At 64.4% G+C, this 24,772-nt stretch carries 23 protein-coding genes and 1 pseudogene; 13 read left to right on the top strand and 11 right to left on the bottom strand.

Features of this window, described 5'->3' with window-relative positions; genetic code table 11:
* Positions 1–5: 5 nt before the first annotated feature.
* Together FNV92_RS17405 and cysK are read right to left on the bottom strand one after the other, a co-directional pair.
* Entirely contained in the window at positions 6–248 is a 243-nt protein-coding gene (locus tag FNV92_RS17405; RefSeq protein WP_143845542.1) for a BrnA antitoxin family protein, read from the bottom strand.
* A gap of 3 nt (positions 249–251) precedes the next feature.
* Positions 252–1,229, bottom strand: coding sequence for a cysteine synthase A (gene cysK, locus FNV92_RS17400; RefSeq protein ID WP_143845543.1), 978 nt, complete (start codon positions 1,227–1,229; stop codon positions 252–254).
* A gap of 224 nt (positions 1,230–1,453) precedes the next feature.
* On the opposite strand from cysK, the gene FNV92_RS17395 reads away from it, so the two are divergent.
* Positions 1,454–1,672, top strand: a complete 219-nt coding sequence (locus FNV92_RS17395; protein WP_008131002.1) for a hypothetical protein — start codon at positions 1,454–1,456, stop codon at positions 1,670–1,672.
* 13 nt (positions 1,673–1,685) lie between these two features.
* Here the strand turns inward: FNV92_RS17395 and tgt are convergent, their stop codons facing one another.
* A complete protein-coding gene (gene tgt, locus FNV92_RS17390; protein ID WP_143845544.1) occupies positions 1,686–2,834 on the bottom strand; it encodes a tRNA guanosine(34) transglycosylase Tgt in 1,149 nt (382 codons plus the stop codon).
* 231 nt (positions 2,835–3,065) lie between these two features.
* Here tgt and FNV92_RS17385 point away from each other — a divergent pair, with 231 nt between their 5' ends.
* The 4 genes from FNV92_RS17385 to FNV92_RS17370 all read left to right on the top strand — a co-directional run bounded on the left by FNV92_RS17385 (position 3,066) and on the right by FNV92_RS17370 (position 7,198).
* Complete coding sequence (locus tag FNV92_RS17385) at positions 3,066–4,205, top strand: patatin-like phospholipase family protein (RefSeq protein ID WP_168213670.1); 1,140 nt, start codon at positions 3,066–3,068, stop codon at positions 4,203–4,205.
* A 136-nt stretch (positions 4,206–4,341) separates the two neighbouring features.
* Complete coding sequence (locus FNV92_RS17380; RefSeq protein ID WP_041748297.1) at positions 4,342–5,088, top strand: TetR/AcrR family transcriptional regulator; 747 nt, start codon at positions 4,342–4,344, stop codon at positions 5,086–5,088.
* 250 nt (positions 5,089–5,338) lie between these two features.
* Positions 5,339–5,941, top strand: a complete 603-nt coding sequence (locus FNV92_RS17375) for a PepSY domain-containing protein (RefSeq protein WP_168213827.1) — start codon at positions 5,339–5,341, stop codon at positions 5,939–5,941.
* Between the two features lie 219 nt (positions 5,942–6,160).
* Positions 6,161–7,198: an aspartate-semialdehyde dehydrogenase gene (locus tag FNV92_RS17370; RefSeq protein WP_143845548.1), complete on the top strand. Its 1,038-nt coding sequence runs from the start codon at positions 6,161–6,163 to the stop codon at positions 7,196–7,198.
* A gap of 155 nt (positions 7,199–7,353) precedes the next feature.
* Here the strand turns inward: FNV92_RS17370 and queA are convergent, their stop codons facing one another.
* The 5 genes from queA to coaD all read right to left on the bottom strand — a co-directional run bounded on the left by queA (position 7,354) and on the right by coaD (position 10,560).
* Positions 7,354–8,421, bottom strand: a complete 1,068-nt coding sequence (queA, locus tag FNV92_RS17365) for a tRNA preQ1(34) S-adenosylmethionine ribosyltransferase-isomerase QueA (RefSeq protein ID WP_143845549.1) — start codon at positions 8,419–8,421, stop codon at positions 7,354–7,356.
* 143 nt (positions 8,422–8,564) lie between these two features.
* Positions 8,565–9,029, bottom strand: coding sequence for a peptidylprolyl isomerase (locus tag FNV92_RS17360; protein ID WP_011087459.1), 465 nt, complete (start codon positions 9,027–9,029; stop codon positions 8,565–8,567).
* A complete protein-coding gene (locus tag FNV92_RS17355) occupies positions 9,026–9,451 on the bottom strand; it encodes a hypothetical protein (protein WP_143845550.1) in 426 nt (141 codons plus the stop codon). The genes FNV92_RS17360 and FNV92_RS17355 overlap by 4 nt, the downstream gene beginning before the upstream one ends.
* A 9-nt stretch (positions 9,452–9,460) precedes the next feature.
* The gene (locus tag FNV92_RS17350; protein ID WP_143845551.1) at positions 9,461–10,024 is read right to left on the bottom strand and encodes a peptidylprolyl isomerase; all 564 of its coding nucleotides are present in this window, start codon (positions 10,022–10,024) and stop codon (positions 9,461–9,463) included.
* A gap of 41 nt (positions 10,025–10,065) precedes the next feature.
* A complete protein-coding gene (gene coaD, locus FNV92_RS17345) occupies positions 10,066–10,560 on the bottom strand; it encodes a pantetheine-phosphate adenylyltransferase (protein ID WP_015685953.1) in 495 nt (164 codons plus the stop codon).
* Positions 10,561–10,807: 247 nt separating this feature from the next.
* Here coaD and FNV92_RS17340 point away from each other — a divergent pair, with 247 nt between their 5' ends.
* Together FNV92_RS17340 and FNV92_RS17335 are read left to right on the top strand one after the other, a co-directional pair.
* Entirely contained in the window at positions 10,808–11,065 is a 258-nt protein-coding gene (locus FNV92_RS17340; protein WP_015685952.1) for a hypothetical protein, read from the top strand.
* Between the two features lie 179 nt (positions 11,066–11,244).
* Positions 11,245–13,098, top strand: coding sequence for a potassium transporter Kup (locus FNV92_RS17335; RefSeq protein ID WP_143845552.1), 1,854 nt, complete (start codon positions 11,245–11,247; stop codon positions 13,096–13,098).
* Positions 13,099–13,154: 56 nt separating this feature from the next.
* Here the strand turns inward: FNV92_RS17335 and gyrA are convergent, their stop codons facing one another.
* Both gyrA and FNV92_RS17325 read right to left on the bottom strand, forming a co-directional pair.
* Complete coding sequence (gene gyrA, locus FNV92_RS17330; protein WP_143845553.1) at positions 13,155–15,902, bottom strand: DNA gyrase subunit A; 2,748 nt, start codon at positions 15,900–15,902, stop codon at positions 13,155–13,157.
* A gap of 359 nt (positions 15,903–16,261) precedes the next feature.
* The gene (locus FNV92_RS17325; protein WP_015685949.1) at positions 16,262–16,759 is read right to left on the bottom strand and encodes a single-stranded DNA-binding protein; all 498 of its coding nucleotides are present in this window, start codon (positions 16,757–16,759) and stop codon (positions 16,262–16,264) included.
* A gap of 460 nt (positions 16,760–17,219) precedes the next feature.
* On the opposite strand from FNV92_RS17325, the gene FNV92_RS17320 reads away from it, so the two are divergent.
* Together FNV92_RS17320 and FNV92_RS17315 are read left to right on the top strand one after the other, a co-directional pair.
* Complete coding sequence (locus FNV92_RS17320) at positions 17,220–17,975, top strand: outer membrane protein (protein ID WP_015685948.1); 756 nt, start codon at positions 17,220–17,222, stop codon at positions 17,973–17,975.
* Between the two features lie 237 nt (positions 17,976–18,212).
* Positions 18,213–18,902, top strand: a complete 690-nt coding sequence (locus FNV92_RS17315) for an outer membrane protein (RefSeq protein WP_041748293.1) — start codon at positions 18,213–18,215, stop codon at positions 18,900–18,902.
* Positions 18,903–18,949: 47 nt separating this feature from the next.
* Here FNV92_RS17315 and FNV92_RS17310 read toward each other — a convergent pair whose 3' ends face one another.
* On the bottom strand, positions 18,950–19,099 hold the full coding sequence (locus FNV92_RS17310) for a hypothetical protein (RefSeq protein WP_168213671.1): 150 nt from the start codon (positions 19,097–19,099) through the stop codon (positions 18,950–18,952).
* A gap of 58 nt (positions 19,100–19,157) precedes the next feature.
* Between FNV92_RS17310 and FNV92_RS17305 the strand changes: the two genes are divergently transcribed.
* From FNV92_RS17305 to FNV92_RS17290, 4 genes and pseudogenes are all read left to right on the top strand, one after another.
* On the top strand, positions 19,158–19,904 hold the full coding sequence (locus tag FNV92_RS17305) for an outer membrane protein (protein ID WP_015685946.1): 747 nt from the start codon (positions 19,158–19,160) through the stop codon (positions 19,902–19,904).
* 149 nt (positions 19,905–20,053) lie between these two features.
* Positions 20,054–20,814 (top strand): annotated as a pseudogene (locus FNV92_RS17300) (outer membrane protein).
* Positions 20,815–21,124: 310 nt separating this feature from the next.
* Positions 21,125–24,106, top strand: coding sequence for an excinuclease ABC subunit UvrA (uvrA, locus tag FNV92_RS17295; protein ID WP_143845554.1), 2,982 nt, complete (start codon positions 21,125–21,127; stop codon positions 24,104–24,106).
* Positions 24,107–24,154: 48 nt separating this feature from the next.
* Positions 24,155–24,718: a DinB family protein gene (locus FNV92_RS17290; protein WP_143845555.1), complete on the top strand. Its 564-nt coding sequence runs from the start codon at positions 24,155–24,157 to the stop codon at positions 24,716–24,718.
* Positions 24,719–24,772 lie beyond the last annotated feature (54 nt).

The raw sequence follows: 24,772 nt of genomic DNA, 5'->3' as shown, positions 1-24,772 counted from the left end.
AAAGCCTACTTCCCCGCAGCCTTGCGCAGCGCCTCGTTGATGCGGTCCTGCCAGCCGGGTCCGCCCTCCCTAAAGAACTCCAGCACGTCCTGGTCGATCCGCAGGCTGACCTGCTCCTTGACCCCCGGCGCCACGTTCTGCTTCGGCGGCGCGACGACCACCTTGGCCGTCACCTTCTTGAAGGCCGCCTCGGCCTCGGTCCTGGCATCGCCCAGCGTGCGCGGTCGCCTCGGGGGTTGATCCGCCATGTCCTAGATTCCCTCAAACAGAGCCGTCGAAAGATACCGCTCGGAGAAGGATGGCACTATAGCCAGGATGGTTTTTCCCGCAGCTTCCGGCCGCTTGCCGATCTGGAGCGCCGCCGCGATCGCGGCGCCCGAGGAGATCCCGCCCGGAATGCCCTCATGCCGCGCCAGCGCGCGCGAGGTCTCGATCGCCGTCGTCGAGTTGATCTTCACGATCTCGTCGATCACCGAGCGGTCGAGAATGTCGGGCACGAAGCCGGCGCCGATGCCCTGGATCTTGTGCGGCGTGTGCTGGCCGCCCGACAGCACGGGACTCTCCTCCGGCTCGACCGCGACCACGCGCAGCGAAGCCTTGCGCGGCTTCAGCACCTGGCCGACCCCGGTGATGGTGCCGCCGGTGCCGACGCCGGCGACGAAGTAATCGATGTTGCCGCCGGTGTCGTTCCAGATCTCCTCGGCCGTGGTGCGACGGTGCACTTCGGGATTGGCTAGGTTCTTGAACTGCTGCGGCATCACCGCGTTCGGCGTCGTCTTCACGAGCTCCTCGGCCGTCGCGATCGCGCCCTTCATGCCCTGGGCTGCCGGCGTCAGCACCAGCTCGGCGCCGAGAAAGGCCAGCATCTTGCGCCGCTCGATCGACATTGATTCCGGCATCACCAGCTTCAGCCGGTAGCCGCGTGACGCCGCCACGAAGGCAAGCGCGATACCGGTATTGCCGGAGGTCGGCTCGATCAGCACGGTATCGGGCTTGACGATGCCGGCCTTCTCCATCGCGATGATCATGGCCGCACCGATGCGGTCCTTCACACTCGCGGCCGGATTGAAATATTCGAGTTTTGCCAAAATGGTCGCGTTGACGCCGTGCATGCCCGGCAACCGTTGCAGCCGCACGATCGGGGTGTCGCCAAAAGCTTCGACGATTGAATTATAAATCCGGCCGCGGCCGGGTTGGTGCGCTGCACCCGCGGTGGACGATGTGTCCATGATGAACTCCCTGTGACGACGATTTGCACTTTGATCGCAGCTCTTCCCGCAGTTACGGACAGCTTGCGGCGACACGCAAGCGACAATGCGGCACACGTTAAATACGCTGCATCGCAAAATCGCGTGAGCTGCAATTAGCAGAAAACCAACGCATTTGTGTTGCGACCTCGTCAACTGATTCTGCTTATGTTAGACTTAGGTCTCGAAGCAGGGAGGTCACCACGATGTCAGCAGTCGCTGAAGTGTTGTCGACCGTAGCGCCAAGGCGTGATCCGCGTTGCAGCGAGTTGCCCACCTGTCCCGTATGCGCCGACTCCATGGTCGCCGCAGAAGCCTCCGCCTACGTCTCCGACCACGTGATCAGCTATCTCTGGACCTGCGACACCTGCGGCTACGGCTTCGTGACCAAGCACGCCGTCAAGCAGCGGATCGTCTGCAACTGACAGCCGTCACGCTTCAGCGCGGGGCGATGTCGCCCCTCGCCCAGTCCTCGCGCGTACGCTGGTAAAACTCCTCGAACGTTCCGTGTGCGATCGCGTTCCTGATGCCCTGCATCAGGAACTGGTAGTAGGCGATATTGATTTCCGACAGCAGCATCGCCCCAAGCGTCTCGCCGGCCTTGACGAGATGATGAAGATAGGCGCGTGCGTAGCTGCGCGCCGACGGCCACGAGCTGTCTTCGTCGAGCGGACGCGGATCGTCGGCATGGCGCGCATTGCGCAAATTGACCTGACCGAAACGGGTGAAGGCCACGCCATGGCGGCCGTTGCGCGTCGGCATCACGCAATCGAACATGTCGATGCCGCGCTTGACCGCTTCGAGAATATCGTCCGGCGTGCCGACGCCCATCAGGTAGCGCGGCCGGTCGCCCGGCAGGGCCGGCGCGGTCTCGTCGATCATCGCCAACATCACCGCCTGCGGCTCGCCGACGGCAAGGCCGCCGATCGCGTAGCCGTGAAAGCCGATCTCAGTGAGGCCTTCGGCGCTGGCATGACGCAGCTGCGGGATGTCGCCGCCCTGCACGATGCCGAACAGCATGTAACCCTCAGGCGCGCTCTCGAAGGCACGCTTGCTTCGCTCGGCCCAGCGCAGCGACAATTGCATCGCGCGGTCGATGTCGTCGCGTTCGGCCGGCAACCGCACGCATTCGTCCATCTGCATGGCGATGTCGGAGCCGAGGAAGCGCTGCACCTCGATCGAGCGCTCCGGCGACAGCTCCACCTTGGCACCGTCGATATGCGAGCGGAAGGTGACGGCGTGCTCGGTCACCTTGCGCAGGTCCGACAGCGACATCACCTGGAAGCCCCCGGAATCCGTCAGCATCGGACCGTTCCAGCCGGTGAATGTCTGCAAGCCGCCGAGAGCGGCGATCCGCTCGGCGCCCGGACGCAGCATCAAATGATAGGTGTTGCCGAGCACGATATCGGCGCCGGCATCGCGCACCTCGCGCCAGTGCATGCCCTTCATGGCGCCGGCGGTTCCGACTGGCATGAAGGCTGGCGTCCGCACCACGCCGTGGGGCGTGGTCAGGCGACCGGTGCGGGCGGCGCCATCGGTCGCGAGCAGTTCGAAATGATTGGGCAGATCGTTCTTAGGTGGATTCATGGCCGTGCTTATTGCGTGTCGGGCGAGGCCGATCAACCCGCTCCGGCCGCGCGATGCGCCAGAGTGGGACATATCTGACGCAGACTTGATGGCGCCGCAGCTTGCAAAATAAAACGATACCGTGTAGTTTTTCCTTGGGGGCTGGACGGGATGCTGCGGCAGATTTGCCGGCGGCTGCAAATGTGTGATCGCCAGCCACCGACGATGCCCTCCGCTTCATGTTCGACCGAAATGTCCGTCCCCTCGCGTGGCCAGACAAGGCAGACAGGCGCCCGCCTGATCGGATCTCTGACGCTGACCTGCAGCCTGGCGCTCTCCGCCTGCACCTCCCTGCCCCGCACGCCCTATACGGCCGCCGACGCCACCACGTCGCGCGTGCTCGATATCGACGGCTTGCGCCGCTACACCGACGACCCCGTCACGAAATTCAGCTTCCCGCTGACCAGGAGCTATCTGGCGCTTTCCGGCGGCGGCGCGGATGGCGCCTATGGCGTGGGCGTGCTGAACGGCTGGAGCGCGGCCGGCACGCGCCCGACCTTTTCGGTCGTGTCCGGCGTGAGCACCGGCGGCCTGATCGCGCCCTTTGCGTTTCTTGGATCGCAATACGACGACACGTTGAGGGAGGTCTACACCAGCGGCATTGCCGAAAGCCTGCTGAACGATCCCAGCATCATGCGCGTGCTGTTCAGCTCCGGCCTGTTCGGCAATCAGCGGCTGCGCGAATTGGTGGCGCGCTATGTCGGGCCGGAGATCCTCGAGCAGGTCGCGCGCGAAAACGCCAAGGGCCGACGGCTGCTGATCGTAACGACCGATCTCGACACCCAGCGAACCGCCATCTGGGACATGGGCAAGATCGCCGCCGTGGGCACGCCCGAGGCGCTCAAACTGTTTCGCGACGTGATGGCAGCCTCCGCCAGCATCCCGCTGGTGTTTCCGCCCATCCTGATCGAAGCCGAGGGCCAGGGACGCAGATTTCAGGAGATGCACGTCGACGGCGGCGTGACGGCGCCGGTGCTGACGCTGCCGGAGGCACTGCTCTTCCAGGGACGTCTGCCCGGCAACACGAAGTCGGACATCTACATTCTCGTCAACAAGAAGATCGAGCGCAACTTCGAGCTGGTCTCCAACAGCACCATCGACGTCGCCTCACGCAGCCTGTCGTCGATCACCCAGTCGCAGACGCGGTCCATCATCTTCTCGACCTACGACTTCGCGAAGCGCAACAATCTGGGCTTCCATCTCTCCTACATCGCACGTGATTATCCGGCGCCGCCCTCCGAAGGGTTCGACACGGCCTACATGCGGGCGCTGTATCAATACGGCTATGAGAAAGCGGCGGCGGGACAGGCCTGGACGTCGACGCTCCCCTAGGACTCACGCGCCGGAACGACGTCCTTCGAAGACCGTTGACGATACGGCCAATTCGGCCAGATTGGCGATGACGCCCCCGCTCCTGCGCGTTATAGAGCGAATGACCATTGTTACGACCCCGCAGGAATCATTGGGCATGGGATTGGCTGCGACCAGGACAAGATCGGCAGCGGCACGGCGCGACGTGCCGAAATCGCGCGGCGGACGGCCAACCAAAAGCGCCGCCATCGAGCGCGACCAGCGGCTGATCGAAGTCGCCACCCGCCTGTTCCTGGATCGCGGCTTTGACGCCACCTCGCTGGATGCGGTCGCCGAAGCTGCGCGCGTGAGCAAGCCGACCGTCTACTCCCGTTATGGCGACAAGCGCGGCCTGTTCACGGCGGTGCTGAGGCGCGAAATCGCGCGATGGCTTGCCCCTCTTTCGGCGGCAGCCGAGACTCAGCTCGGCAGTTCGTCCGACATCTCCGTCGAGCAGCGGCTGGTCGAGATCGGGCGGGAAATGCTGACATTCACTTGCGGGCCGGACGCCATGGCCTTCAGCCGCATGATGACGTCACAAGCCATCAATTTCCCTGACATCGCCAAGCTCGGCAAGGAAGAAGGCTGGCTCAAGGCCGTCGCCACGACCGCGCGCTTCTTCGATCATCTGGCGGCCCAAGGCGCCCTCGACGTCGAAGACACCACCATAGCGGCCGAGGTGTTTCTCGACGTGGTCGTTGGCCACACCCACCGCATGGCGACGTTCGGAACGCCGATGGAAATAAAACCCGCCGAGAAGCGGATGCGCGTCGCGATCAAGCTGTTCCTGGCCGGCGCGCTGGGACCGGCCGGCCGCGTCAAGGATGCCGCCAAAGCCGCTCCCCGGCGCCGTCCCTCCCGCTGACAATTCCGTGAGATTGCGGCCTGTCCCCCACAGGGGAACGCTTACGGCATTGACCAAAATAAAACGATACGGTATGGTTTAGTTATACGCGATGCGGACCGCTTTTTCACCAGCCCCAAGGTGGTCCGGACCGCTAAGAACGCCGCGACGGGTACAGCCCGCCACGGTGCTCCGCGGCCGGCCGATGCCCAAGGTCGGCCGCGAATTCTTTACGATCATCCGGCACACTCGCTGGCCGAGGGTTTCGCGCATGACGACAGCAAAACGACGGACCTCGCGACTGCTTGCGATCGCCTTGCCAGCGCTGCTCCTCGCACCGCCCGCACAGGCGGTCGTGACCGCGGGCACGCCGACCGCGCTTCACGGCAGCACAGATGGTGATGCCGAGGCGGACCGCCAGGCGGTCAGCCGTGAAATCGAACGATTCCGCAGCTCGTCGATTTCGATCAGCCAGGCCATGGCGATTGCAGAAGCCCGTCACGCCGGCGCCACGACGGCGGATGTGAGTTTTGACGGAGGCTCCGGCGTGCCGGTCTACCGGGTGAAGACTCTGCATAACGACCGGATCTGGCGCCACACCATCAACGCCACGACCGGCGAGCTCATCGGCGGCGAAGCCGCCCTCCCCCTCACCGAGCTCGATCTCGACGATCGCAGCAACCTCGCAGCGCTCGGTGCGATCAGGCACCGTCTCGCGGATGCGGTGCATGTCGCCGAGCGCGCCGCTTCGGGCAAGGCGATCAGCGGCGGGCTGGTGCGTGAAGGCGGCCGGCTGAATTTTTCGATCGTCGTCATCAGCGGCGACGACCTCAAAGAGGTCATCCTGGAGCCGCCGGGCGCTCGAGGCAAATAGCGCCGGCCACAATCCCGCCGAAAAGCCATTGACGGGCGCCAGACTCTCCCGCATAAGTCGCCGCCATGTTCACGACCACCAAACGCACGACCAAAACCACCACGGCCTTCGGGGCCCGGGGAGGCGTGCGCTTGTAGTCGTCGACTAAAACGCAATCAGCTCTACCGAAGCCCCGCCCATGATGGTCCGGGGCTTTTTTGTTGTTTGAATCGCAATTCAATGGAGGACAAAGTGAGTAACGATCCCGTCGTCGCGATTGTCGGCGTCACCGGTGCGGTGGGCGCCGAATTCATCGCCACCATGGACAAGCGCGGCTTTCGCGTCGGCAAGCTCAAGGCGCTCGCAAGCGCCCGCTCGGCCGGCAAGACGGTATCGTTCCGCGGCAAGGACGTCGTCATCGAGGAGCTGACCGAGCACGCCTTCGACGGCGTCGACATCGCGCTGTTCTCCGCCGGCGGCAGCATCTCAAGGAAGTACGCGCCGCTCGCGGTCAAGGCCGGCGCGGTCGTGGTCGACAACTCCTCCGCCTTCCGCATGGACCCGAACGTGCCGCTGGTGATCCCCGAGATCAACGCGGGCCGCATCCGCGACCACAAGGGCATCATTGCGAACCCGAACTGCGCCGCCATCACCGCATTGGTGCCGCTGTGGCCGATCCACCAGAAGAACCGCATCAAGCGCGTGATCATCTCGACCTATCAGGCGGCAAGCGGCGCCGGCGCCGCCGCGATGGACGAGCTCGTCGAGTCCACCCGCGCCAACCTCAACGGGCAGGTCTATACGCCCAAGGTGATGCCGCACCCCTACGCCTTCAATCTCTTCAACCACAACACCGCGGTCGACCCTGATACCGGCTACAACGACGAAGAGACCAAGGTCATCAACGAGACCCGCAAGATCTTCGAGGACGACAGGATCGCCATCGGCGTGACCTGCGTCCGCGTACCAGTGCTGCGCGCCCATTGCGAGGCCATCACCTTCGAATGCGAGAAGCCGATCACCGAAGACCAGGTCCGCAGCCTCATGGCGCAGGCCCCCGGCGTGAAGGTGGTCGACGACCGCGTGAAGAACTACTTCCCGATGCCGATCGACGCTTCGGGCCAGGACGACGTCCTGGTCGGCCGCATCCGCAAGGACCTCAGCGATCCCAGTGGGCATTCGATCTCGATGTTCGTGGCGGCGGATCAGCTGCTCAAGGGCGCGGCGCTGAATGCGGTACAGATCGCGGAGCTGTTGCCGCAGCGGGCGATGGCGTAACGCACTCACCCGTCATCCTGAGGTGCGAGCCCGGCGCTGCAAAGCAGCGCTGGGGGAGCCTCGAAGGATGCACGGCCGGGACGCGGCAGCGTGGCCGTCGCCCTTCGAGGCTCGCCGAAGAGGCGAGCACCTCAGGGTGACGGTGATAGATTGCGCTACGCTCGAAACAACAAGCAGGCATCCCCGTACGAATAAAACCGATAATCGCTCGCAATCGCGTGCGCATAGGCCCGCTGCATCGTCTCCAGCCCCGAAAATGCCGACACCAGCATGAACAGCGTCGACTTCGGCAGGTGGAAATTGGTCAGCAGGATATCGACGGCGCGGAAGCGATAGCCGGGGGTGATAAAGATCGAGGTCTCGGCCGTGAACGGCTGGATTGTGCCGTCCTCGCTGGCGGCACTTTCAAGCAGCCGCAATGATGTGGTGCCGACGGCGATGATGCGGCCGCCATTCTTCCGCGCGGTGTTGAGCCTCGTAGCGGTCTCGGCCGAGATCGCGCCCCACTCGGCGTGCATCTTGTGGCCTTCGGTGTCGTCCACCTTCACCGGGAGGAACGTCCCTGCCCCGACATGCAGCGTCACGCGGTTGATGCCGATGCCGCGTTCGCGCAGCGCCTGCTCCAGCGCCGGGGTGAAATGCAGGCCGGCGGTCGGAGCCGCGACCGCGCCTTCGTTCGCGGCGAACATGGTCTGGTAGTCGGCGAGGTCCTGATCGTCCGGCGTGCGCTTGGAGGCGATGTAGGGCGGCAGCGGCGGACTGCCGAGATCGGCGATCGCCTGGTCGAGCGCAGGCCCATGGAACGAGAAGCCAAGCGTCACCTCACCCTCCGCGCCCTTGGCCTCGACCTCAGCGTCAAGATGGCCGAGCAGGCAGACCTTGCCTTCATTGCCGAAGCGGATGCGATCGCCGGGGGTGAGCTTCTTCGCCGGCTTCACCAGCGCCTGCCAGCGCGAGCCGTCGAGGCGCTTGATCAGGGTCGCCTCGATCTTCGGCTCGGTCTCGCGGCCGATGCGGCGGCCCCTAAGCTGCGCCGCGATCACCTTGGTGTCGTTGACGACGAGCTGGTCACCCGGCTTCAGCCAGTGCGCGAGGTCGGCGATATTCTGGTCGCGCAGCGCGCCGCCCTCCACGACCAGCATCTTCGCGGAGTCGCGCGGGCTTGCCGGGCGCAACGCGATGCGCTCGGCAGGCAGGTCGAAGTCGAAGAGATCGGTGCGCATGTCGGTGCTTGGCGCGACAGCCAAACCCTCATGGAGAGGAGGCGCGCTAGCGCCGTCTCGAACCATGAAGGCCGACCCGCAGCAGCGGGGCCTTCATCCTTCGAGAGGCGCGTTTCGCGCTCCTCAGGATGAGGGTGGAGCGCTTATTCCGCGTCCGCGGCCATCCGCGCCTTGACGATCTTGTCGGGGTTCTGCACCGGCTCGCCGCGCTTGATCTTGTCGACGTTCTCCATACCCTCGGTGACCTTGCCCCACACCGTGTACTGATTGTCGAGGAAGCGGGCGTCGTCGAAGCAGATGAAGAACTGGCTGTCGCCGGAATCGGGGCTGGCAGCACGGGCCATCGAGGTGGTGCCGCGCACATGCGGCTCCTTGTTGAACTCGGCCTTCAGCTTCTTGCCGGAGCCGCCGGTGCCGGTGCCCTGCGGGCAGCCGGTCTGCGCCATGAAGCCTTCGATCACGCGGTGGAACACGATGCCGTCGTAAAAACCTTCGCGGACCAGTTCCTTGATGCGCGCGACATGGCCGGGCGCGAGGTCGGGACGCATCTCGATGGTGACGGGGCCCTGGGTGGTCTCGAGGATCAAGGTGTTTTCGGTGACGCTCATGCTCGTCTCTCTTGCGTTGGAGGTGAAGTCTTGTCAGGCGACGTTTTGCGGCTACGGAACTGGATCGCGAATGGACGTCCCGCGGCGGCGCCGGCCATTGCATCGGTAAATGGCATCGGCGTGCAGCGTTGCAACGCCCCCATCACCGCGATCCGGTATTGCAGCCGGTCATTGTCGGAAGCCTCCGCGGATTCATAGGAAATCCTCGGATGGCCCAGAATGTTTCCGGACCGGTTAAAGCTCACGACGACGGTGATGTCGAGTGGGCGAGCCCTGGCGGGCGACGGCGGCTTCCAGCAGGTCCGAAGATGCCGGAAGATGTCCTGGATGGTGTTGACCTCTACGTCCCCGGCAGCCGCACCCGGGATGCCGGAGAGCAGCACCGCGGCAGCCAGCAGGAGCCTGTTGCCGCGGCGCGCCATGATCCCACCCTATTTGATGTCGGAGGCGACCTGCACCTTCACCATCTTGTCGGGGTCGGTGACGCTGCCGCTGGGCGAGCCGGGCGGCGCCTTCTTCAGCTTGTCGACGACGTCCATGCCCTGCACCACTTCGCCGATCACGGTGTACTGGTTATCCAGGCTGCCGCCGTCGGCGAACATGATGAAGAACTGGGAATTGGCGGTGTCGACGCTGTCGCCGCGCCGGGCCATGCCGACGATGCCGCGCGCGAAATGCACCTTTGAGAATTCCTGCTTCAGGTTCGGATATTTAGAACCGCCGGTGCCGTTGAAATTCTGGCCGTCGCCGGTCTGCGCCATGAAGCCGTCCATGACACGGTGGAACGGGACGTTGTTGTAATAGCCCTCGCGCGCGAGCTGCTTGATGCGCTCGGCGTGCTGGGGCGCGAGGTCGGGACGCAGCTTGATGACGATGCGGCCCTTGGTGGTGTCGATGACGATGGCGTTGGCCTTGTCGAGATTGGCCGGCAATTGCTGCGCCACCGCCGGCACCGCAAACACAAGCGCGGCAAGAACTGCGAAAATTCGGATCATGAGAACTCCGGATCAGAGATGAAAGAGGAAACGCGCCGTTATCAGGCGAATTTTGCCTTGAGCTGTGCCGCGACGAGCGGCGGTACGAAGGCCGAGACGTCGCCGCCCATGCCGGCGATCTGACGCACCAAAGTGGCGGTGATCGGGCGGACCGCGGGAGAGGCCGGCAGGAAGACCGTATGCACCTCGGGCGCCATGGTCCCGTTCATGCCGGCGAGCTGCATTTCGTAGTCGAGATCAGTGCCGTCGCGCAGGCCACGAATCATGATGGTCGCGCCGTGCGTGCGGGCTGCTGTGACCGCGAGATCGTCGAAGGTGACGGCTTCCAGCACGCAGCCGGCCGCAGCGGCCACCGGCCCGCAGACCTCGTGCAGCATCTTGAGCCGCTCCTCGGTCGTGAACAGCGGCTTCTTGCCGGGATGGACCCCGATGGCGACGACCAGCCGGTCGCACAGGGGAACACTGTGCCGGACCACGTCCAGATGGCCGTTGGTGATGGGGTCGAAGGAACCTGGATAGAAGGCAATGCGCGGCATGGCCCCGTCCTACCGCGCCCCGCCCGGCCCGGCAAGCCGGACCGGTTTCCGCCCGTCATTCCGCCAGGCCATGTCGGAATCGCGCCAATTGTTTCGTCCTGAGGGCGGCCACGACACAAAACGGAGCGCGAACGAAACCATTTCCCACCTCCGCGAAGACGTCCGGAAACTGGCCATGGTTACTAATCCACCCAACGAATGACGGGCCGCATACTGGGCGTAGCGGCCGCATCACAGGGGACCGTCGATGATCAAGACCTTCTCAGCGATTGCAATCGCCGCTTTTGTGGCTGCTGCCCTCACCGTCCTTCCCGGCTTCGCTCCGGCCGTCGAAGCGAGCGTCCCGCAGGCGCTCGCCAAGGGCGACCGGCTCGATATCCGCACCATCGGCAAGGACTGCTCGCAGCAGGCATGGCCGAACTTCGAAGCCTCGTGCCTGCGCCGCGCCGGCACCAAGGCCAACATCCGTGAAGCGCGCCTCGTGACCGCCGACCGCACGCCGTAGGCAGGCTGTCAGCTTCGCGTCATATAAATCCCATGGATATTTGCGACGTCCCGTCGCAGACTGCTTGATGCTCGCGCCCGTCGGAATGACCCGCCGGGCGCGATCCCATTGAGGGGTTGCACTTGTCCAGCACGCCCGCGGTCGCTTCCGGCCATCATCCGGCCCCCCTCCCAATAGCCATGACCATGGGCGCCCTTGGGGTGGTCTATGGCGATATCGGCACCAGCCCCCTCTACGCCCTCAAGGAAGCCGCCAAGGCGGCCGCTCATGGCGGCACATTGAGCCACGACGCTGTTCTGGGAATTGCCTCGCTGATCCTGTGGGCGCTGTTGCTCATCATCTCGTTCAAATATGCGCTGCTGATCCTGCGCGCGGACAATCGCGGCGAAGGCGGCATCGTCGCCCTGCTGGCGCTGCTGCATGCCCGCCACGCCCAACCCGGCACCTGGCGAGCCCATCTGCTGGTGGTGGGCCTGATCGGCGCCGCGCTGCTCTATGGCGACGGCGCGATCACGCCGGCGATCTCGGTGCTCAGCGCGATCGAAGGCCTCAAGGTCGACGCCCCCTCGCTCGCGCCAGTGGTCGTACCCGTCACCGTCGTCCTCCTGATCGGGCTGTTCATGATGCAGAAACAGGGCACCGGATTCATCGGCCGCATCTTCGGCCCGGTGATGCTGGCCTGGTTCGTCGTGCTCGCCGCGCTCGGCATCCACGGTATCGTCAAAGCGCCGGCGGTGCTGGCCGCGCTCAGCCCGCTCTATGCTTTCGAGTTCTTGATCCACCAGGATTTCCACGTCTCCTTCGCCATCCTCGGCGCGGCGTTTCTGGCGGTGACCGGCGGCGAGGCCATGTATGCCGACATGGGGCATTTCGGCCGCTTCCCGATCCGGCTCGCCTGGTTCGCAATCTGCCTGCCGGCGCTGGTGCTGAACTATTTCGGGCAGGCCGCGCTGCTGATCACCGATCCGACCATGATCGAGAATCCGTTCTTCCAGCTCTGCCCCGACGCCCTGCACTATCCGCTGGTCGCCTTCTCCGCGGTCGCGACTGTGATCGCCTCGCAGGCGATCATTTCCGGCGTGTTCTCGCTGACTCAGCAGTCGATCCAGCTCGGCTTCCTGCCACGCATGCAGATCCGCCACACCCAGAGTGACGCCATCGGCCAGATCTACGTGCCGCTGGTGAACTGGCTGCTTGCCGCCGCGACACTTGGTGCGGTGCTGAGCTTCGGCACCTCGGACGCGCTCGCCGGCGCCTACGGCATCGCGGTGTCGCTGCTGATGGCGATCACGACACTGCTCGCCGCGCTGCTGGCGATCCAGTGGGGTTTTTCGCCCTGGCTCGTCGTCGCCGTGAACGGCTTCTTCTTCGTGATCGATATGATCTTCTTCTCGGCCAACTCGATCAAGCTGTTCGAGGGCGGCTGGTTTCCGCTGCTGCTCGCAGCCCTCGTCGCCTTCCTGATGCTGACCTGGCGGGCCGGCGTGAAGCTGGTCGAGGCCGCGCGCGCGAAGCTGCGACAACCCGAGGAGGATCTGATCGAGACCGCAGTGAACAAGTGCAGCGCAAGGCTGCCCGGGACCGCCGTCTTCCTGGCTTCTGCGCCGAAAGGCGTGCCGCTGACACTCACGCAATTCGTCAAGCACAACCACGTGTTGCACGAGCGCGTCATCCTCGTCACGGTCCTGATCGAAGACGCCCCTCACATTGCCGACGAGGAGCGCGCCGAGGTGATCGAGATCATCACCGGCATCACCCGCGTGATCCTGCATTATGGCTTCATGCAGAACCCGACGATCTATGATGGGCTCAAGCTCACCTGCCGCCAGGGCAAGCTGCCCGGCATCGACCTCTCCGACGTCACCTACTACGTCGGCCGCGAGACCATCATCCCGCGCGAGGACGTCCCGGGCATGTGGGTCTGGCGCGAAGGCGTGTTCGCATTCCTGCAGCGGAACGCCGAGCGCTCCGCCGCGTTCTTCGGCGTACCGACCAAGCAGGTGGTGGAATTCGGCACGGAGCTGGAGATCTAGCGAAATTCGTAGCCCGGATTTCGCTTCGCGCCGTCCGGGCTACGAGGGGTGAATGATCACTCCCCGTTTGCCTCACCATTCGCACCGTTGCCGCTCTCAGCCTCTTCGGTGATGTGCTCGACCGACACCACATGCTCGTCCTCGGCGGTGTCGAACACGATCACGCCCTGGGTCGAGCGACCGGCGACGCGGATACCCTCGACCGGGCAGCGGATCAGCTGGCCCTTGTCAGTGACCAGCATGATCTGGTCGGCGTCTTCCACGGGGAACGAGGCCACCAGATTGCCGTTGCGGTTGTTGACGCTCATGGCGACGATGCCTTTGCCGCCGCGGCCCGTGGTGCGGTACTCGTAGGACGAGGTCCGCTTGCCGTAGCCGTTCACGGAGACGGTCAGCACGACCTGCTCGGCCGCCGACATCTCGACATAGCGCTCCGGCGGAAGCTGGAAGCTCCCGGAGGTCGTCTCTTCGGCCTCGGCGTCCACTGCCGGCTCCTCGGCCGTGGCTTCGCCGGCGACCGCGCGGCGCATCTTCAGATAGGCCGAGCGTTCGTCCGAGCTGGTGTCGACGTGGCGCAGGATCGCCAGCGAGATCACCTTGTCGCCCTCGGCAAGGGCGATACCGCGCACGCCCATCGAGGTGCGCCCGGTGAACACGCGAACGTCGGTGACGGGGAAGCGGATGCACTGGCCGCCGGCGCCGGTGAGCAGCACGTCGTCGTGCTCGGTGCAGATCTGAACGTCGACGATCGCTTCGTTCTCGTCGAGCTTCATGGCGATGATGCCGGAGCGCCGGACGTCGACGAAGTCGGACAGCTTGTTGCGCCGGACGTTGCCGCCGGTGGTCGCGAACATCACGTCGAGGTTGCCCCAGGTCGATTCATCCTCGGGCAGCGGCATGATGGTGGTGATGCGCTCGCCCTGCTCCAGCGGCAGGATGTTGATCAGCGCCTTGCCGCGCGCGTTCGGTGCGGCCATCGGCAGCCGCCAGACCTTTTCCTTGTAGACCTGGCCGCGCGACGAGAAGAACAGCACCGGCGTGTGCGTGGAGGCCACGAACAGGCGGCTGACGAAATCCTCGTCGCGGGTCTGCATGCCGGCGCGGCCCTTGCCGCCGCGGCGCTGGGCCCGGTAGGCCGACAGCGGGACGCGCTTGACGTAGCCGGCGTGGGAGACGGTGACGACCATGTCCTCGCGCTGGATCAGGTCCTCGTCCTCGACCTCGCCTTCCTGCTCGATGATGACAGTGCGGCGCGGCGTGGCGAACTCGGCCTTCACCTCGGCAAGCTCGGTCTTGATGATTTCAAGCACGCGCTCGCGCGAGCGCAGGATGGCGAGATAGTCGGCGATCTCGCCGGCGAGCGTGTCGAGCTCGTCGCGGATTTCGTCGCGGCCGAGTGCGGTGAGGCGCTGGAGACGCAGATCGAGAATGGCCCTCGCCTGCTCCATCGACAGCCGGATCGTGCCGTTCTCGCTGATCCGGTGGCGCGGATCGTCGATCAGCGTCAGCATGTCCTCGACGTCCCGTGCCGGCCAGTCGCGCGACATCAGGGTGTCGCGGGCGGTGGTCGGATCGGGCGAGGTCCGGATGACGCGAATCATCTCGTCGATATTGGCGACCGCGATGGCGAGACCGACCAAGATATGGGCGCGATCGCGCGCCTTCGCGAGCAGGAACTTGGTGCGACGCGTGACGACCCGCTCACGGAAGTCGACGAAGATCGCCAGCAGGTCCTTCAGATGCATGATCCGCGGACGGCCGCTGTCGAGCGCCACCATGTTGACGCCGAAGCTCGTCTGCAGCGGCGTGAACCGGTAGAGCTGGTTCAGCACCACGTCCGGCACGGCGTCGCGCTTCAGTTCGATGACAACGCGGTAGCCGTCGCGGTCGGATTCGTCGCGCAGGTCGCCGATGCCCTCGATCTTCTTTTCCTTGACCAGTTCGGCGATGCGCTCGACCATCGTCGCCTTGTTCACCTGGTAGGGAATCTCGGTGATGATGATCGCCTCGCGCTCCTTGCGGATGGTCTCGATCGAGACCTTGCCGCGCATCATGATCGAGCCACGGCCGAGGTGATAGGCGGCGCGGATGCCCGCGCGCCCGAGAATGACGCCGCCGGTCGGAAAATCCGGTCCGGGTACGATGTTGATGAGTTCGTCGACGGTGAGCGCGGGATTGTCGATCAGCGCCACGCAGGCGTCGATGACTTCGCCGAGATTGTGCGGCGGAATGTTCGTGGCCATGCCGACCGCGATGCCGCCCGCGCCGTTGACCAGGAGGTTCGGGAACTTGGCCGGAAGAACCGACGGCTCGGTCTCGTTGTTGTCGTAGTTCGGCTGGAAGTCGACGGTGTCCTTGTCGATATCGGCCAGCAGGGCCAGCGCCGACTTGGTCAGCCGCGCCTCGGTGTAACGATAGGCGGCCGGGGGATCGCCGTCGACCGAGCCGAAATTGCCCTGACCGTCGATCAGCGGCACCCGCATCGAGAAGTCCTGCGCCATGCGGACCATGGCGTCGTAGATCGACTGGTCGCCGTGCGGGTGATACTTACCGATGACGTCACCGACCACGCGGGCGGATTTGACGTATTTCTTGTCGGGCGTGTGGCCCTGCTCGTGCATCGAGTACAGGATGCGCCGGTGCACCGGCTTCAGGCCGTCGCGGGCATCGGGCAGTGCCCGCGCCACGATCACGCTCATGGCGTAGTCGAGATACGACTTCTTCATCTCCTCGAAGATGGAGACGGGTCGAATATCCGAGGGTTGCGCCGGCTGGTCGCCGGGCTTGTCGTCGTCGTCAGCCAAGGGGGAATCCGGTGAGGTTTTATCTGGGAATCATATAGCGCATCGGCCCCCTGATAACCACCCTCGCGGGGGCTAAGGGAAGCGCTTTTTCCGCTTATTTTTCCAACGACTTAAGGCCTCACAAGCAACGCCCTGGACGAACCTGAAATCGGCCTTCCGAAGCCGCCCGCACCGCCGGGCAAGTCGCGCGGCGAGCCCACCCCGTCAGCCTGTCTGCCGATTGGCGATCCAAGCTGACCTCAAACATGAAGCGGGCCCGGAAATCCCGAGCCCTTCCTGCCGATTAGTGAGATTTGCTCAGACGAGACGGGAAGCGCCGCCGATCCCGCCGGCGCGCCCTCGTCTTGCGACCGCCATTCTCAGAACGGGATGTCGTCGTCCATGTCGCTGTTGCGCCCCCCGCCACCGCCGGCGGCAACCGCACGGCGCGGCGCGCTGCTGACCGGACCGGAGGAGCCGAAATCGCCGCCCGGCTCATCGCCAAAGCTGCCGCCTCCACCGCCGCTGCGGCCGTCGAGCATCGTCAGGGTCGAGTTGAAGCCCTGGAGCACAACCTCGGTGGAGTACTTCTCGACGCCCGCCTGGTCGGTCCATTTGCGGGTCTGGAGCGCACCTTCGATGTAAACCTTGGCGCCCTTCTTCAAGTACTGCTCGGCGACCTTGCAGAGCCCTTCGTTGAAGATCACGACGCGGTGCCACTCGGTCTTTTCCTTGCGCTCGCCGCTGTTCTTGTCACGCCAGGTCTCGGAGGTCGCGATGCTCAGATTCGCAATCGGCCGCCCGTCCTGGGTACGGCGGATTTCAGGATCCTTGCCGAGATTTCCAACCAGAATGACCTTGTTGACGCTTCCCGCCATGCCGCTCTCCACTCCGAATGCCACTGAATTTCCAAAGGCGGGGTCCGCGCGAAACGGTCCTCTGCCACCCTGTTGAGGCGAACCTATACGCTTGCGAGGCCGGATCAGTCCGTCACCCCTCAGGTTATCCCCACATATAGCATCGACGACGGGCTTGTTCCAGATTTGTTCTTGAGCGGGGCTGCGGTGAGCTATGCCGAATCAATGGGCAGAGTGGAACTTAATCTGGACTGTGGCGACGGAACCGGATGGAACTTTTTTGGGTTCCCGATCACACGAAAAATCACTTAACATTCATTTACTTAGTTCCATTTCGTTCGTTCGCGACTGTGGTATTTCGGAGACGGACTCTGGCGCCAAATCGGGCTAGCTTTGCCTCGGAATTAGATCGTATGGGCATCGCGCCTGATGGTCCGCTTTGGGGAATTTTGTGAAGCGGACAAACATGGGAGAGACCGTAATGAATAAAACTTTGCTGGTTGCATTGGGTACCGTTGCGTTGGGCCTGGCGGCTCCCGCGAATGCGGCGGATATGGCCGCGCGTCCCTACACCAAGGCGCCGATGGTCGCGCCTTCCCCGATCTACAACTGGACCGGCTTCTACGCCGGTGTGCAGGGCGGCGGCGGCTGGGGCCGTAGCGACGAGACCTTCTTGTTGGCTCCGAATGCACCGGGTTTCGCAGCGACCCAGAAGTATGACACCAGCGGCGGCTTCGTCGGCGGCGTGTTCGGCTACAATTGGCAGCAGGGCCCGGTCGTCTTCGGCATCGAGGGCGACTATCACTGGGCTGACATCAGCGGCCGTTCGGCCGAGATCAATGCCGGGTTCGGCGACACCTACTACACGAAGATCCGCAGCTTCGGCGACATCAAGGGCCGTCTCGGCTACTCGACCGGTCCCGCCCTCTGGTTCGTCAGCGGCGGTGCCGCGGTCGGCGACATTCAGCACCGCTATGATCCCGCCCTGTTCCCGTCGGCCACCTTCGTCCAGAATGACTGGCGTTGGGGTTGGACGGTCGGTGCCGGCGCGGAATACATGTTCGCTCCGAACTGGTCGGCCAAGGTCGAGTACAACTACATCGATTTCGGCAAGAGCTCGATCCAGTACAGCGCAGTGCCGGCTAACCGCTCCGAGTGGACCGACACCGTCCACACCATCAAGGCTGGCGTGAACTATCACTTCAACTGGGGTGCCCCGGTCGCCGCGCGATATTGATATCCTTCTGATATCACTTGGAGATCAAAGGCCGGCCTCGCGCCGGCCTTTTTGCTGCGCGCTGGCTGCCGGATTAATGCGTCAGCAACCATTACATTCTGCAACCGCTGTGGCTTTTGAGAGACACAACTTGCGGCTTCAATGGTGTAAGCCGACGTCAGTTGGACCAACGCGTCCGATATCCTTCCGAACGCACGGAAGGCAGAAACAGAAACCGGGACTGGGATTAGGTTGATTATGAAGAAGGTTTTGTTGGCTTCGGCCTGTTTGTTCGCTCTCGCCGCTCCGGCTTCGGCCGCTGATCTCGCGGCCCGCCCCTACACCAAGGCACCGGTGGCGATGGCCTCGGTCTACAACTGGACCGGCTTCTATCTCGGTATCGTCGGTGGCGGCGCCTGGGAGAACGGCTCGGGCGATCCGAAGATGAAGGGTGGCTTCGTCGGCGGCACCGCCGGCTATAACTGGCAGACCGGCAACGTTGTGTTCGGCATCGAGGCCGATGGCGCCTGGGCCGATGTCAGCGCTTCGGCAACCGGCCCCGTTGCCGTCCCCGGCTTCGGCGTTGTGACCACCACGCTGACCTCGAAGACCGATGCGATGGGCACCGTGCGTGGCCGCATCGGCTACGCCGTCAACCAGGTCCTGTTCTACGGCACCGGCGGCTACGCCTGGATCGACAACAAGCTGTCTCTGTCTGCGCTCGGCGTGACCGCGTCGGACAGCAAGTGGCACTCCGGCTGGACCGTCGGTGCCGGCGTCGAAGCGTTCTTCGCGCCGCAGTGGTCGGTCAAGGGCGAGTACCTCTATCGCAGCCTCGGCGGCGAGACCTACTTCTCGGGCGCCCTGCCCACCGGCACGCTCAACCTCCACACCGTGCAGGTCGGCGTGAACTATCACTTCGGGGGCCCGGTGGTCGCCAAGTACTGATCGAAGTACTGAGCGAATTACTGATCTTCGCTTCCAACGTCATCGCGTTACGAAAGGCCGGCCTCGCGCCGGCCTTTTTGTTTTCCACGCGTACCGGTATCGGCCGGCCGCCCCCGCACGTTTTCGGCGAGATGTGGCGAGTCGGTAACACAACCTTTGGCTTTAATGGTGTAAGAGAGCGACATCAGTTGGGTCATTGGTCCGCTGCTCCGCCGTGCGGAAGGCGACAAAGAGAAACGGAACTGGGGAATCGCTATGAAGAAGATTTTGTTGGCTTCGGCCAGCCTGTTTGCACTCAGCGCGTTGGCTCCCGCATCGGCGGCCGATCTGGCGGCCCGCCCCTACACCAAGGCGCCGGTCGCGGTGGCCTCGATCTACAACTGGTCCGGCTTCTATATCGGCGCCAACGCCGGTGGTGCCTCGAGCCACAATTGCTGGGACGTCAACAATATCGCCGGCATTCCGGGTCCCGACACGGCCGAGGGCTGTCACAATGCAACCGGCGCCGTCGTCGGTGGCCAGATCGGTTATCGCTGGCAGTCCACCAACTGGGTGTTCGGCCTCGAGGCCCAGGGCGACTGGGCCAACCTGAAGGGCTCGAATACCAGCCTGGTGCTTGCGCCGCTGGTCAACGAGACCAAGATCGATGCGATCGGCCTGTTCACCGGCCAGGTCGGCTATGCCTGGAACAACGTGCTCTGGTACGTGAAGGGTGGCGCCGCCGTCACGCACGCCAAGTACAACGGCACGGTGGTCGGCGTGGTCCTCGACAGCGCAAGCGAGACGCGCTGGGGCGGCGCGGTCGGCACCGGCCTCGAATTCGGCTTCGCGCCGAACTGGTCCGTTGCGATCGAATACGACCATCTGTTCATGGGCAAGCGCAACAACTCGTTCACGGTCCTCGGTTTCAACGACCGCATCGACAATATCAAGCAGGACGTTGACATGGGCACCGTCCGCCTCAACTACACCTTTGGTGGCCCGGTGGTCGCCAGGTACTGAACGAAGTACTGATCTCCGCCTCCATCGCACTACGAAAGGCCGGCCTTGCGCCGGCCTTTTTGTTTTCGCGCTGACGAACATCCAACCGTCAAGGAATCGTGGGGCGCGAATCGCACCCGCGCATTGGCTTGGTGAGTTGGGGATCTGACATGAAGATTTGTGCGCTGGCCGCGGCAGGCTTGTTCGCACTCGGCGCGATCGCGCCGGCGGCGGCTGCCGATCTTCCGTTGTATTCCAAGCCGCCGGTCGCGCCTGTCCTCGCCTACGACTGGAGCGGCGTCTATGCCGGCATCAATGGTGGCGGCGGCTGGGCCCACGCCTGCTGGAACGTGACCGGCGCGCTCGGCGTTGCGGTTGATCCAGCTATCGGCGAAGGCTGCCACAACGCAGGCGGCGGCACGATCGGTGGACAGGTCGGCTATCGCTGGCAGAAATCGCGCTGGGTGTTCGGCATCGAGGGCCAGGGCAACTGGGCCGACTTCAAGGGCAACAATGTCAGCGTGGCACTGGCACCGCAGACCAACCAGACCAGGATTGACGCCTTCGGCCTCTTCGCCGGCCAGATGGGCTACGCCGTCAACAGCCTGCTGCCCTACGGCAAGGCCGGCGCGGCCGCGTGGCGCACGACAAATACGACACCTTCTTCCCGGGCGTGCCTGCGCTCGCGTTCAACAGCGTCACCCAGACCCGCTGGGGCTACACCATCGGCATCGGCGTCGAGTGGGGCTTTGCCGAGAACTGGTCTGTCGGCGGCGAGTACAATCATGTGTTCCTCGGCCATCACAGCGCCGACTTCGCCACCCTCACCGGTGGCCTTCTCGCGCGCACCGACCGGATCGGCCAGGACATCGACATGGGCCTGATCCGTATCAATTACCGCTGGGGCAACCCCGTCGTCGCCATATACTGAGCCCCGGTTACGAAGCCCCAAAGGACTCCTCCAGGTCCTGCTCGCGTGCGGATTCCTCCCGTCTGCACCCAAATGCGAACGAAGGGCCGGCCTCGCGCCGGCCCTTCTTCTGTTCCGTGGACCCCGCTCCTGCCAGATGCCGCCAGCGCGCCAACAATCCGTTGACGATTCGCAAGTCCCACTGGAAATCCGTCCTCGTTCTTCCTACGTTCGCTGCCAACCCCATCGGCGCCGATCCCGGTTCCGGGCGAAGCGCGCCTTCAACATTGGCGCGATCGCGCGCTTTTGGGATTCCTTGAGGACCAGCGGGATGGATGAAGTGATCAAGGCGAAGCGCCAACAGCAGAACGCGGGCTCCAGCCTGCGCGCAATTACGATCCGTGGCGCGCGCGAGCACAACCTCAAGAACATCGACGTCGAGATTCCCCGCGACAAGCTCGTGGTGTTCACGGGGCTGTCAGGTTCCGGCAAATCCTCGCTCGCCTTCGACACCATCTATGCCGAGGGCCAGCGCCGCTACGTCGAGTCGCTGTCGGCCTATGCCCGCCAGTTCCTGGAGATGATGCAGAAGCCCGACGTCGATCAGATCGACGGTCTGTCGCCGGCGATCTCGATCGAGCAGAAGACGACGTCGAAGAACCCGCGCTCCACCGTCGGCACCGTCACCGAGATCTACGACTACATGCGTCTGCTCTGGGCCCGCGTCGGCGTGCCCTATTCGCCGGCCACGGGCCTGCCGATCGAGAGCCAGACCGTCTCGCAGATGGTCGACCGCGTGCTGGCGCTGCCCGAAGGCACCCGGCTCTATCTGCTCGCGCCGGTCGTGCGCGGCCGCAAGGGCGAGTACCGCAAGGAGCTCGCCGAATGGCTCAAGAAGGGCTTTCAGCGCGTCAAGATCGACGGCAGCTTCCATGAGCTGGCGGAGGCGCCTGTTCTCGACAAGAAATTCCCGCATGACATCGACGTCGTAGTCGACCGCATCGTGGTGCGCGCCGACATCGGCCAGCGCCTCGCCGAGAGTTTCGAGACCGCGTTGAAGCTTGCCGAAGGTCTCGCCGTCGTCGAGTTCGCTGACGCGCCGGCGACCGCACCTGCTGAAGAGAAAGAAAAGAAGAAGACCGCGAAGATCCACGACAAGAGCGGGCCCGAGCGTATGCTGTTCTCGGAGAAGTTCGCCTGCCCGGTCTCCGGCTTCACCATCCCCGAGATCGAGCCGCGCCTGTTCTCGTTCAACAACCCCTATGGCGCCTGCCCGGCCTGCGGCGGTCTCGGCGTCGAGCAGCATGTCGACGAGGACCTCGTCATTCCAGACAAGGAGCTCGCCATCGGCAAGGGCGCGATTGCGCCCTGGGCCAAGTCGTCGTCGCCCTATTACGTGCAGACGCTGACGGCGCTGGGCAAGCACTACAAGTTCGCGCTGACCACGAAGTGGAAGGATCTGCCCAAGAAGACGCAGAATGCCATCCTCCATGGCTCCGGCGAGGACGAGATCAAGTTCTCCTACGAGGACGGTGTCCGTTCCTACGACACCAAGAAGCCGTTCGAGGGCGTCATCACCAACATCAACCGCCGCTATCGCGAGACCGAGAGCGAATGGGCCCGCGAGGAACTCTCGAAATATTTCCACGACGTACCCTGCGGGGCATGTAGCGGCTTCCGGCTCAAGCCCGAGGCGCTCTGCGTCAAGATCGGCGGCAAGCACATCGGCGAGATCTCGGAGCTGTCGGTCAAGGGCGCCGGCGCCTGGTTCGAGACTGTGCCGGAGGCGCTGAACACGCAGCAGAACGAGATCGCCGGACGCATCCTCAAGGAGATCCGCGAGCGCCTCACCTTCCTGCTCGACGTCGGCCTCAACTATCTCACGCTGTCCCGCTCCTCCGGCACGCTGTCCGGCGGCGAGAGCCAGCGCATCCGCCTGGCCTCGCAGATCGGCTCGGGGCTGACAGGCGTGCTCTACGTGCTGGACGAGCCCTCGATCGGCCTTCACCAGCGCGACAACGCACGCCTGCTCGACACCCTGAAGCGGCTGCGCGACCTCGGCAACACCGTGATCGTGGTCGAGCATGACGAGGACGCCATCCTGCTCGCCGACCACGTGCTCGACATCGGCCCCGGCGCCGGCATGCATGGCGGCAACATCATTGCCGAGGGCACGCCGGCCGAGATCATGCGCAACCCGAAATCGCTGACCGGCAAGTACCTCACCGGCGAGCTCGAGGTCGAGGTGCCCGAGCGGCGCCCGCCCAACCATCGCCGCACCATCAAGGTGGTGAACGCGCGCGGCAATAATCTCAAGAACGTCACGGCCGAGATTCCGCTCGGCCTGTTCACCGCCGTCACCGGCGTCTCCGGCGGCGGCAAGTCGACGCTGCTGATCGACACGCTCTACAAGGCCATCGCCCGCAAGCTGAACAACGCCAGCGAGGGTGCCGCGCCCCACGACCGCATCGAGGGCCTCGAGCACATCGACAAGATCATCGACATCGACCAGTCGCCGATCGGCCGCACCCCGCGCTCGAATCCCGCGACCTACACCGGCGCCTTCACGCCGATCCGCGAGTGGTTCGCCGGCCTGCCGGAGTCCAAGGCGCGCGGCTACGAGCCCGGGCGCTTCTCCTTCAACGTCAAGGGCGGCCGCTGCGAGGCCTGCCAGGGCGACGGCGTCATCAAGATCGAGATGCACTTCCTGCCCGACGTCTACGTCACCTGCGACGTCTGCAAGGGCAAGCGCTACAACCGCGAGACGCTGGAGGTCCTGTTCAAGGGTAAGTCCATCGCCGACGTGCTCGACATGACCGTCGAGGAAGCCGCCGAGTTCTTCAAGGCGGTGCCGCGCGTGCGCGAGACCTTCCAGACCCTGCACCGCGTCGGCCTCGACTACATCCATGTCGGCCAGCAGGCGACCACGCTGTCCGGCGGCGAAGCCCAGCGCGTCAAGCTCGCCAAGGAATTGTCCAAGCGCGCCACCGGCCGCACGCTCTACATCCTGGACGAGCCCACCACCGGCCTGCACTTCCACGACGTCAAGAAGCTCCTGGAGGTGCTGCACGAGCTGGTCGCGCAGGGCAACACGGTCGTCGTCATCGAGCACAATCTCGAAGTCATCAAGACCGCCGACTGGGTCATCGACCTCGGCCCCGAAGGCGGCGACGGCGGCGGCGAGATCGTGGCGTGGGGACCGCCGGAAGACATCGCGAAGGCGCCGCGGAGCTACACGGGAAAGTTTTTGGCGCCGGTGCTGAAGAAGGCACGGAAGCCGAAGCGCGGGAGGACGAGCGAGGCGGCGGAGTAGGCCAACCGACCAAACTCTGCCGACGCATCGGTCCAAGGGAGATTCAGCTTGTCCGCCGGCTTTGTGCAAACGTACCGCGCCTTCGCCCACAACAATGCCTGGGCAAACCATCGGCTGCTCACGGCCTGCTCTGCACTAGGCAAGGCGGATTTTGAAGCCGAGCGGTCTGGCTTCTTTCCGAGCCTGCAAAGGACGCTGAACCACATCTACATCATTGATCTCTTCTACGTCGATGCGCTGGAGGGCGGCAGCCTCGGACCTGCCGCCTGGAAGAACGAAGTGCCGTACCCATCGCTCGCCGAGTTGAAGCCAGCTCAAGCCGCAATCGACAGGCGGTTGATCGCCGTCTGCGATGCGCTGACGCCCGAGCTGCTCAACGGGGCTGTGCGGATCAATCGCGATAGTCACATCCAGATCGAGCGCCGCGACCGGCTGCTGATGCATCTCTTCCAGCACCAGATCCATCATCGCGGGCAGGCGCACGCCATGCTCTCCGGAACAAGCGCCGCGCCGCCTCAGCTTGACGAATTCTTTGCGGAGGGAGAGGCGCCACTTCGGGCCGCCGAGTTCGCGGAACTCGGGTGGACCGAGGACGGCGTTTGGACATCATAAGGAGATGAACCCGACAGCGTTCGCCTGCTCCTGACGTTCGGTCGTTGGTTCTCC

Origin of the sequence: Bradyrhizobium cosmicum, from assembly GCF_007290395.2 — a bacterium.
GTDB lineage: Bacteria > Pseudomonadota > Alphaproteobacteria > Rhizobiales > Xanthobacteraceae > Bradyrhizobium > Bradyrhizobium cosmicum.
The sequence above is the reverse complement of the archived record's forward strand: the minus strand, read 5'-3'. Positions and strand labels throughout refer to the sequence as shown.

Bases quoted from the DNA above. Each gene is read 5' to 3' on its own strand.
- FNV92_RS17405 (WP_143845542.1), bottom strand. From the start codon at position 248: ATGGCGGATCAACCCCCGAGGCGACCGCGCACGCTGGGCGATGCCAGG.
- cysK (WP_143845543.1), bottom strand. From the start codon at position 1,229: ATGGACACATCGTCCACCGCGGGTGCAGCGCACCAACCCGGCCGCGGC.
- FNV92_RS17395 (WP_008131002.1), top strand. From the start codon at position 1,454: ATGTCAGCAGTCGCTGAAGTGTTGTCGACCGTAGCGCCAAGGCGTGAT.
- tgt (WP_143845544.1), bottom strand. From the start codon at position 2,834: ATGAATCCACCTAAGAACGATCTGCCCAATCATTTCGAACTGCTCGCG.
- FNV92_RS17385 (WP_168213670.1), top strand. From the start codon at position 3,066: ATGTCCGTCCCCTCGCGTGGCCAGACAAGGCAGACAGGCGCCCGCCTG.
- FNV92_RS17380 (WP_041748297.1), top strand. From the start codon at position 4,342: ATGGGATTGGCTGCGACCAGGACAAGATCGGCAGCGGCACGGCGCGAC.
- FNV92_RS17375 (WP_168213827.1), top strand. From the start codon at position 5,339: ATGACGACAGCAAAACGACGGACCTCGCGACTGCTTGCGATCGCCTTG.
- FNV92_RS17370 (WP_143845548.1), top strand. From the start codon at position 6,161: ATGGAGGACAAAGTGAGTAACGATCCCGTCGTCGCGATTGTCGGCGTC.
- queA (WP_143845549.1), bottom strand. From the start codon at position 8,421: ATGCGCACCGATCTCTTCGACTTCGACCTGCCTGCCGAGCGCATCGCG.
- FNV92_RS17360 (WP_011087459.1), bottom strand. From the start codon at position 9,029: ATGAGCGTCACCGAAAACACCTTGATCCTCGAGACCACCCAGGGCCCC.
- FNV92_RS17355 (WP_143845550.1), bottom strand. From the start codon at position 9,451: ATGGCGCGCCGCGGCAACAGGCTCCTGCTGGCTGCCGCGGTGCTGCTC.
- FNV92_RS17350 (WP_143845551.1), bottom strand. From the start codon at position 10,024: ATGATCCGAATTTTCGCAGTTCTTGCCGCGCTTGTGTTTGCGGTGCCG.
- coaD (WP_015685953.1), bottom strand. From the start codon at position 10,560: ATGCCGCGCATTGCCTTCTATCCAGGTTCCTTCGACCCCATCACCAAC.
- FNV92_RS17340 (WP_015685952.1), top strand. From the start codon at position 10,808: ATGATCAAGACCTTCTCAGCGATTGCAATCGCCGCTTTTGTGGCTGCT.
- FNV92_RS17335 (WP_143845552.1), top strand. From the start codon at position 11,245: ATGACCATGGGCGCCCTTGGGGTGGTCTATGGCGATATCGGCACCAGC.
- FNV92_RS17325 (WP_015685949.1), bottom strand. From the start codon at position 16,759: ATGGCGGGAAGCGTCAACAAGGTCATTCTGGTTGGAAATCTCGGCAAG.
- FNV92_RS17320 (WP_015685948.1), top strand. From the start codon at position 17,220: ATGAATAAAACTTTGCTGGTTGCATTGGGTACCGTTGCGTTGGGCCTG.
- FNV92_RS17315 (WP_041748293.1), top strand. From the start codon at position 18,213: ATGAAGAAGGTTTTGTTGGCTTCGGCCTGTTTGTTCGCTCTCGCCGCT.
- FNV92_RS17310 (WP_168213671.1), bottom strand. From the start codon at position 19,099: ATGACCCAACTGATGTCGCTCTCTTACACCATTAAAGCCAAAGGTTGT.
- FNV92_RS17305 (WP_015685946.1), top strand. From the start codon at position 19,158: ATGAAGAAGATTTTGTTGGCTTCGGCCAGCCTGTTTGCACTCAGCGCG.
- uvrA (WP_143845554.1), top strand. From the start codon at position 21,125: ATGGATGAAGTGATCAAGGCGAAGCGCCAACAGCAGAACGCGGGCTCC.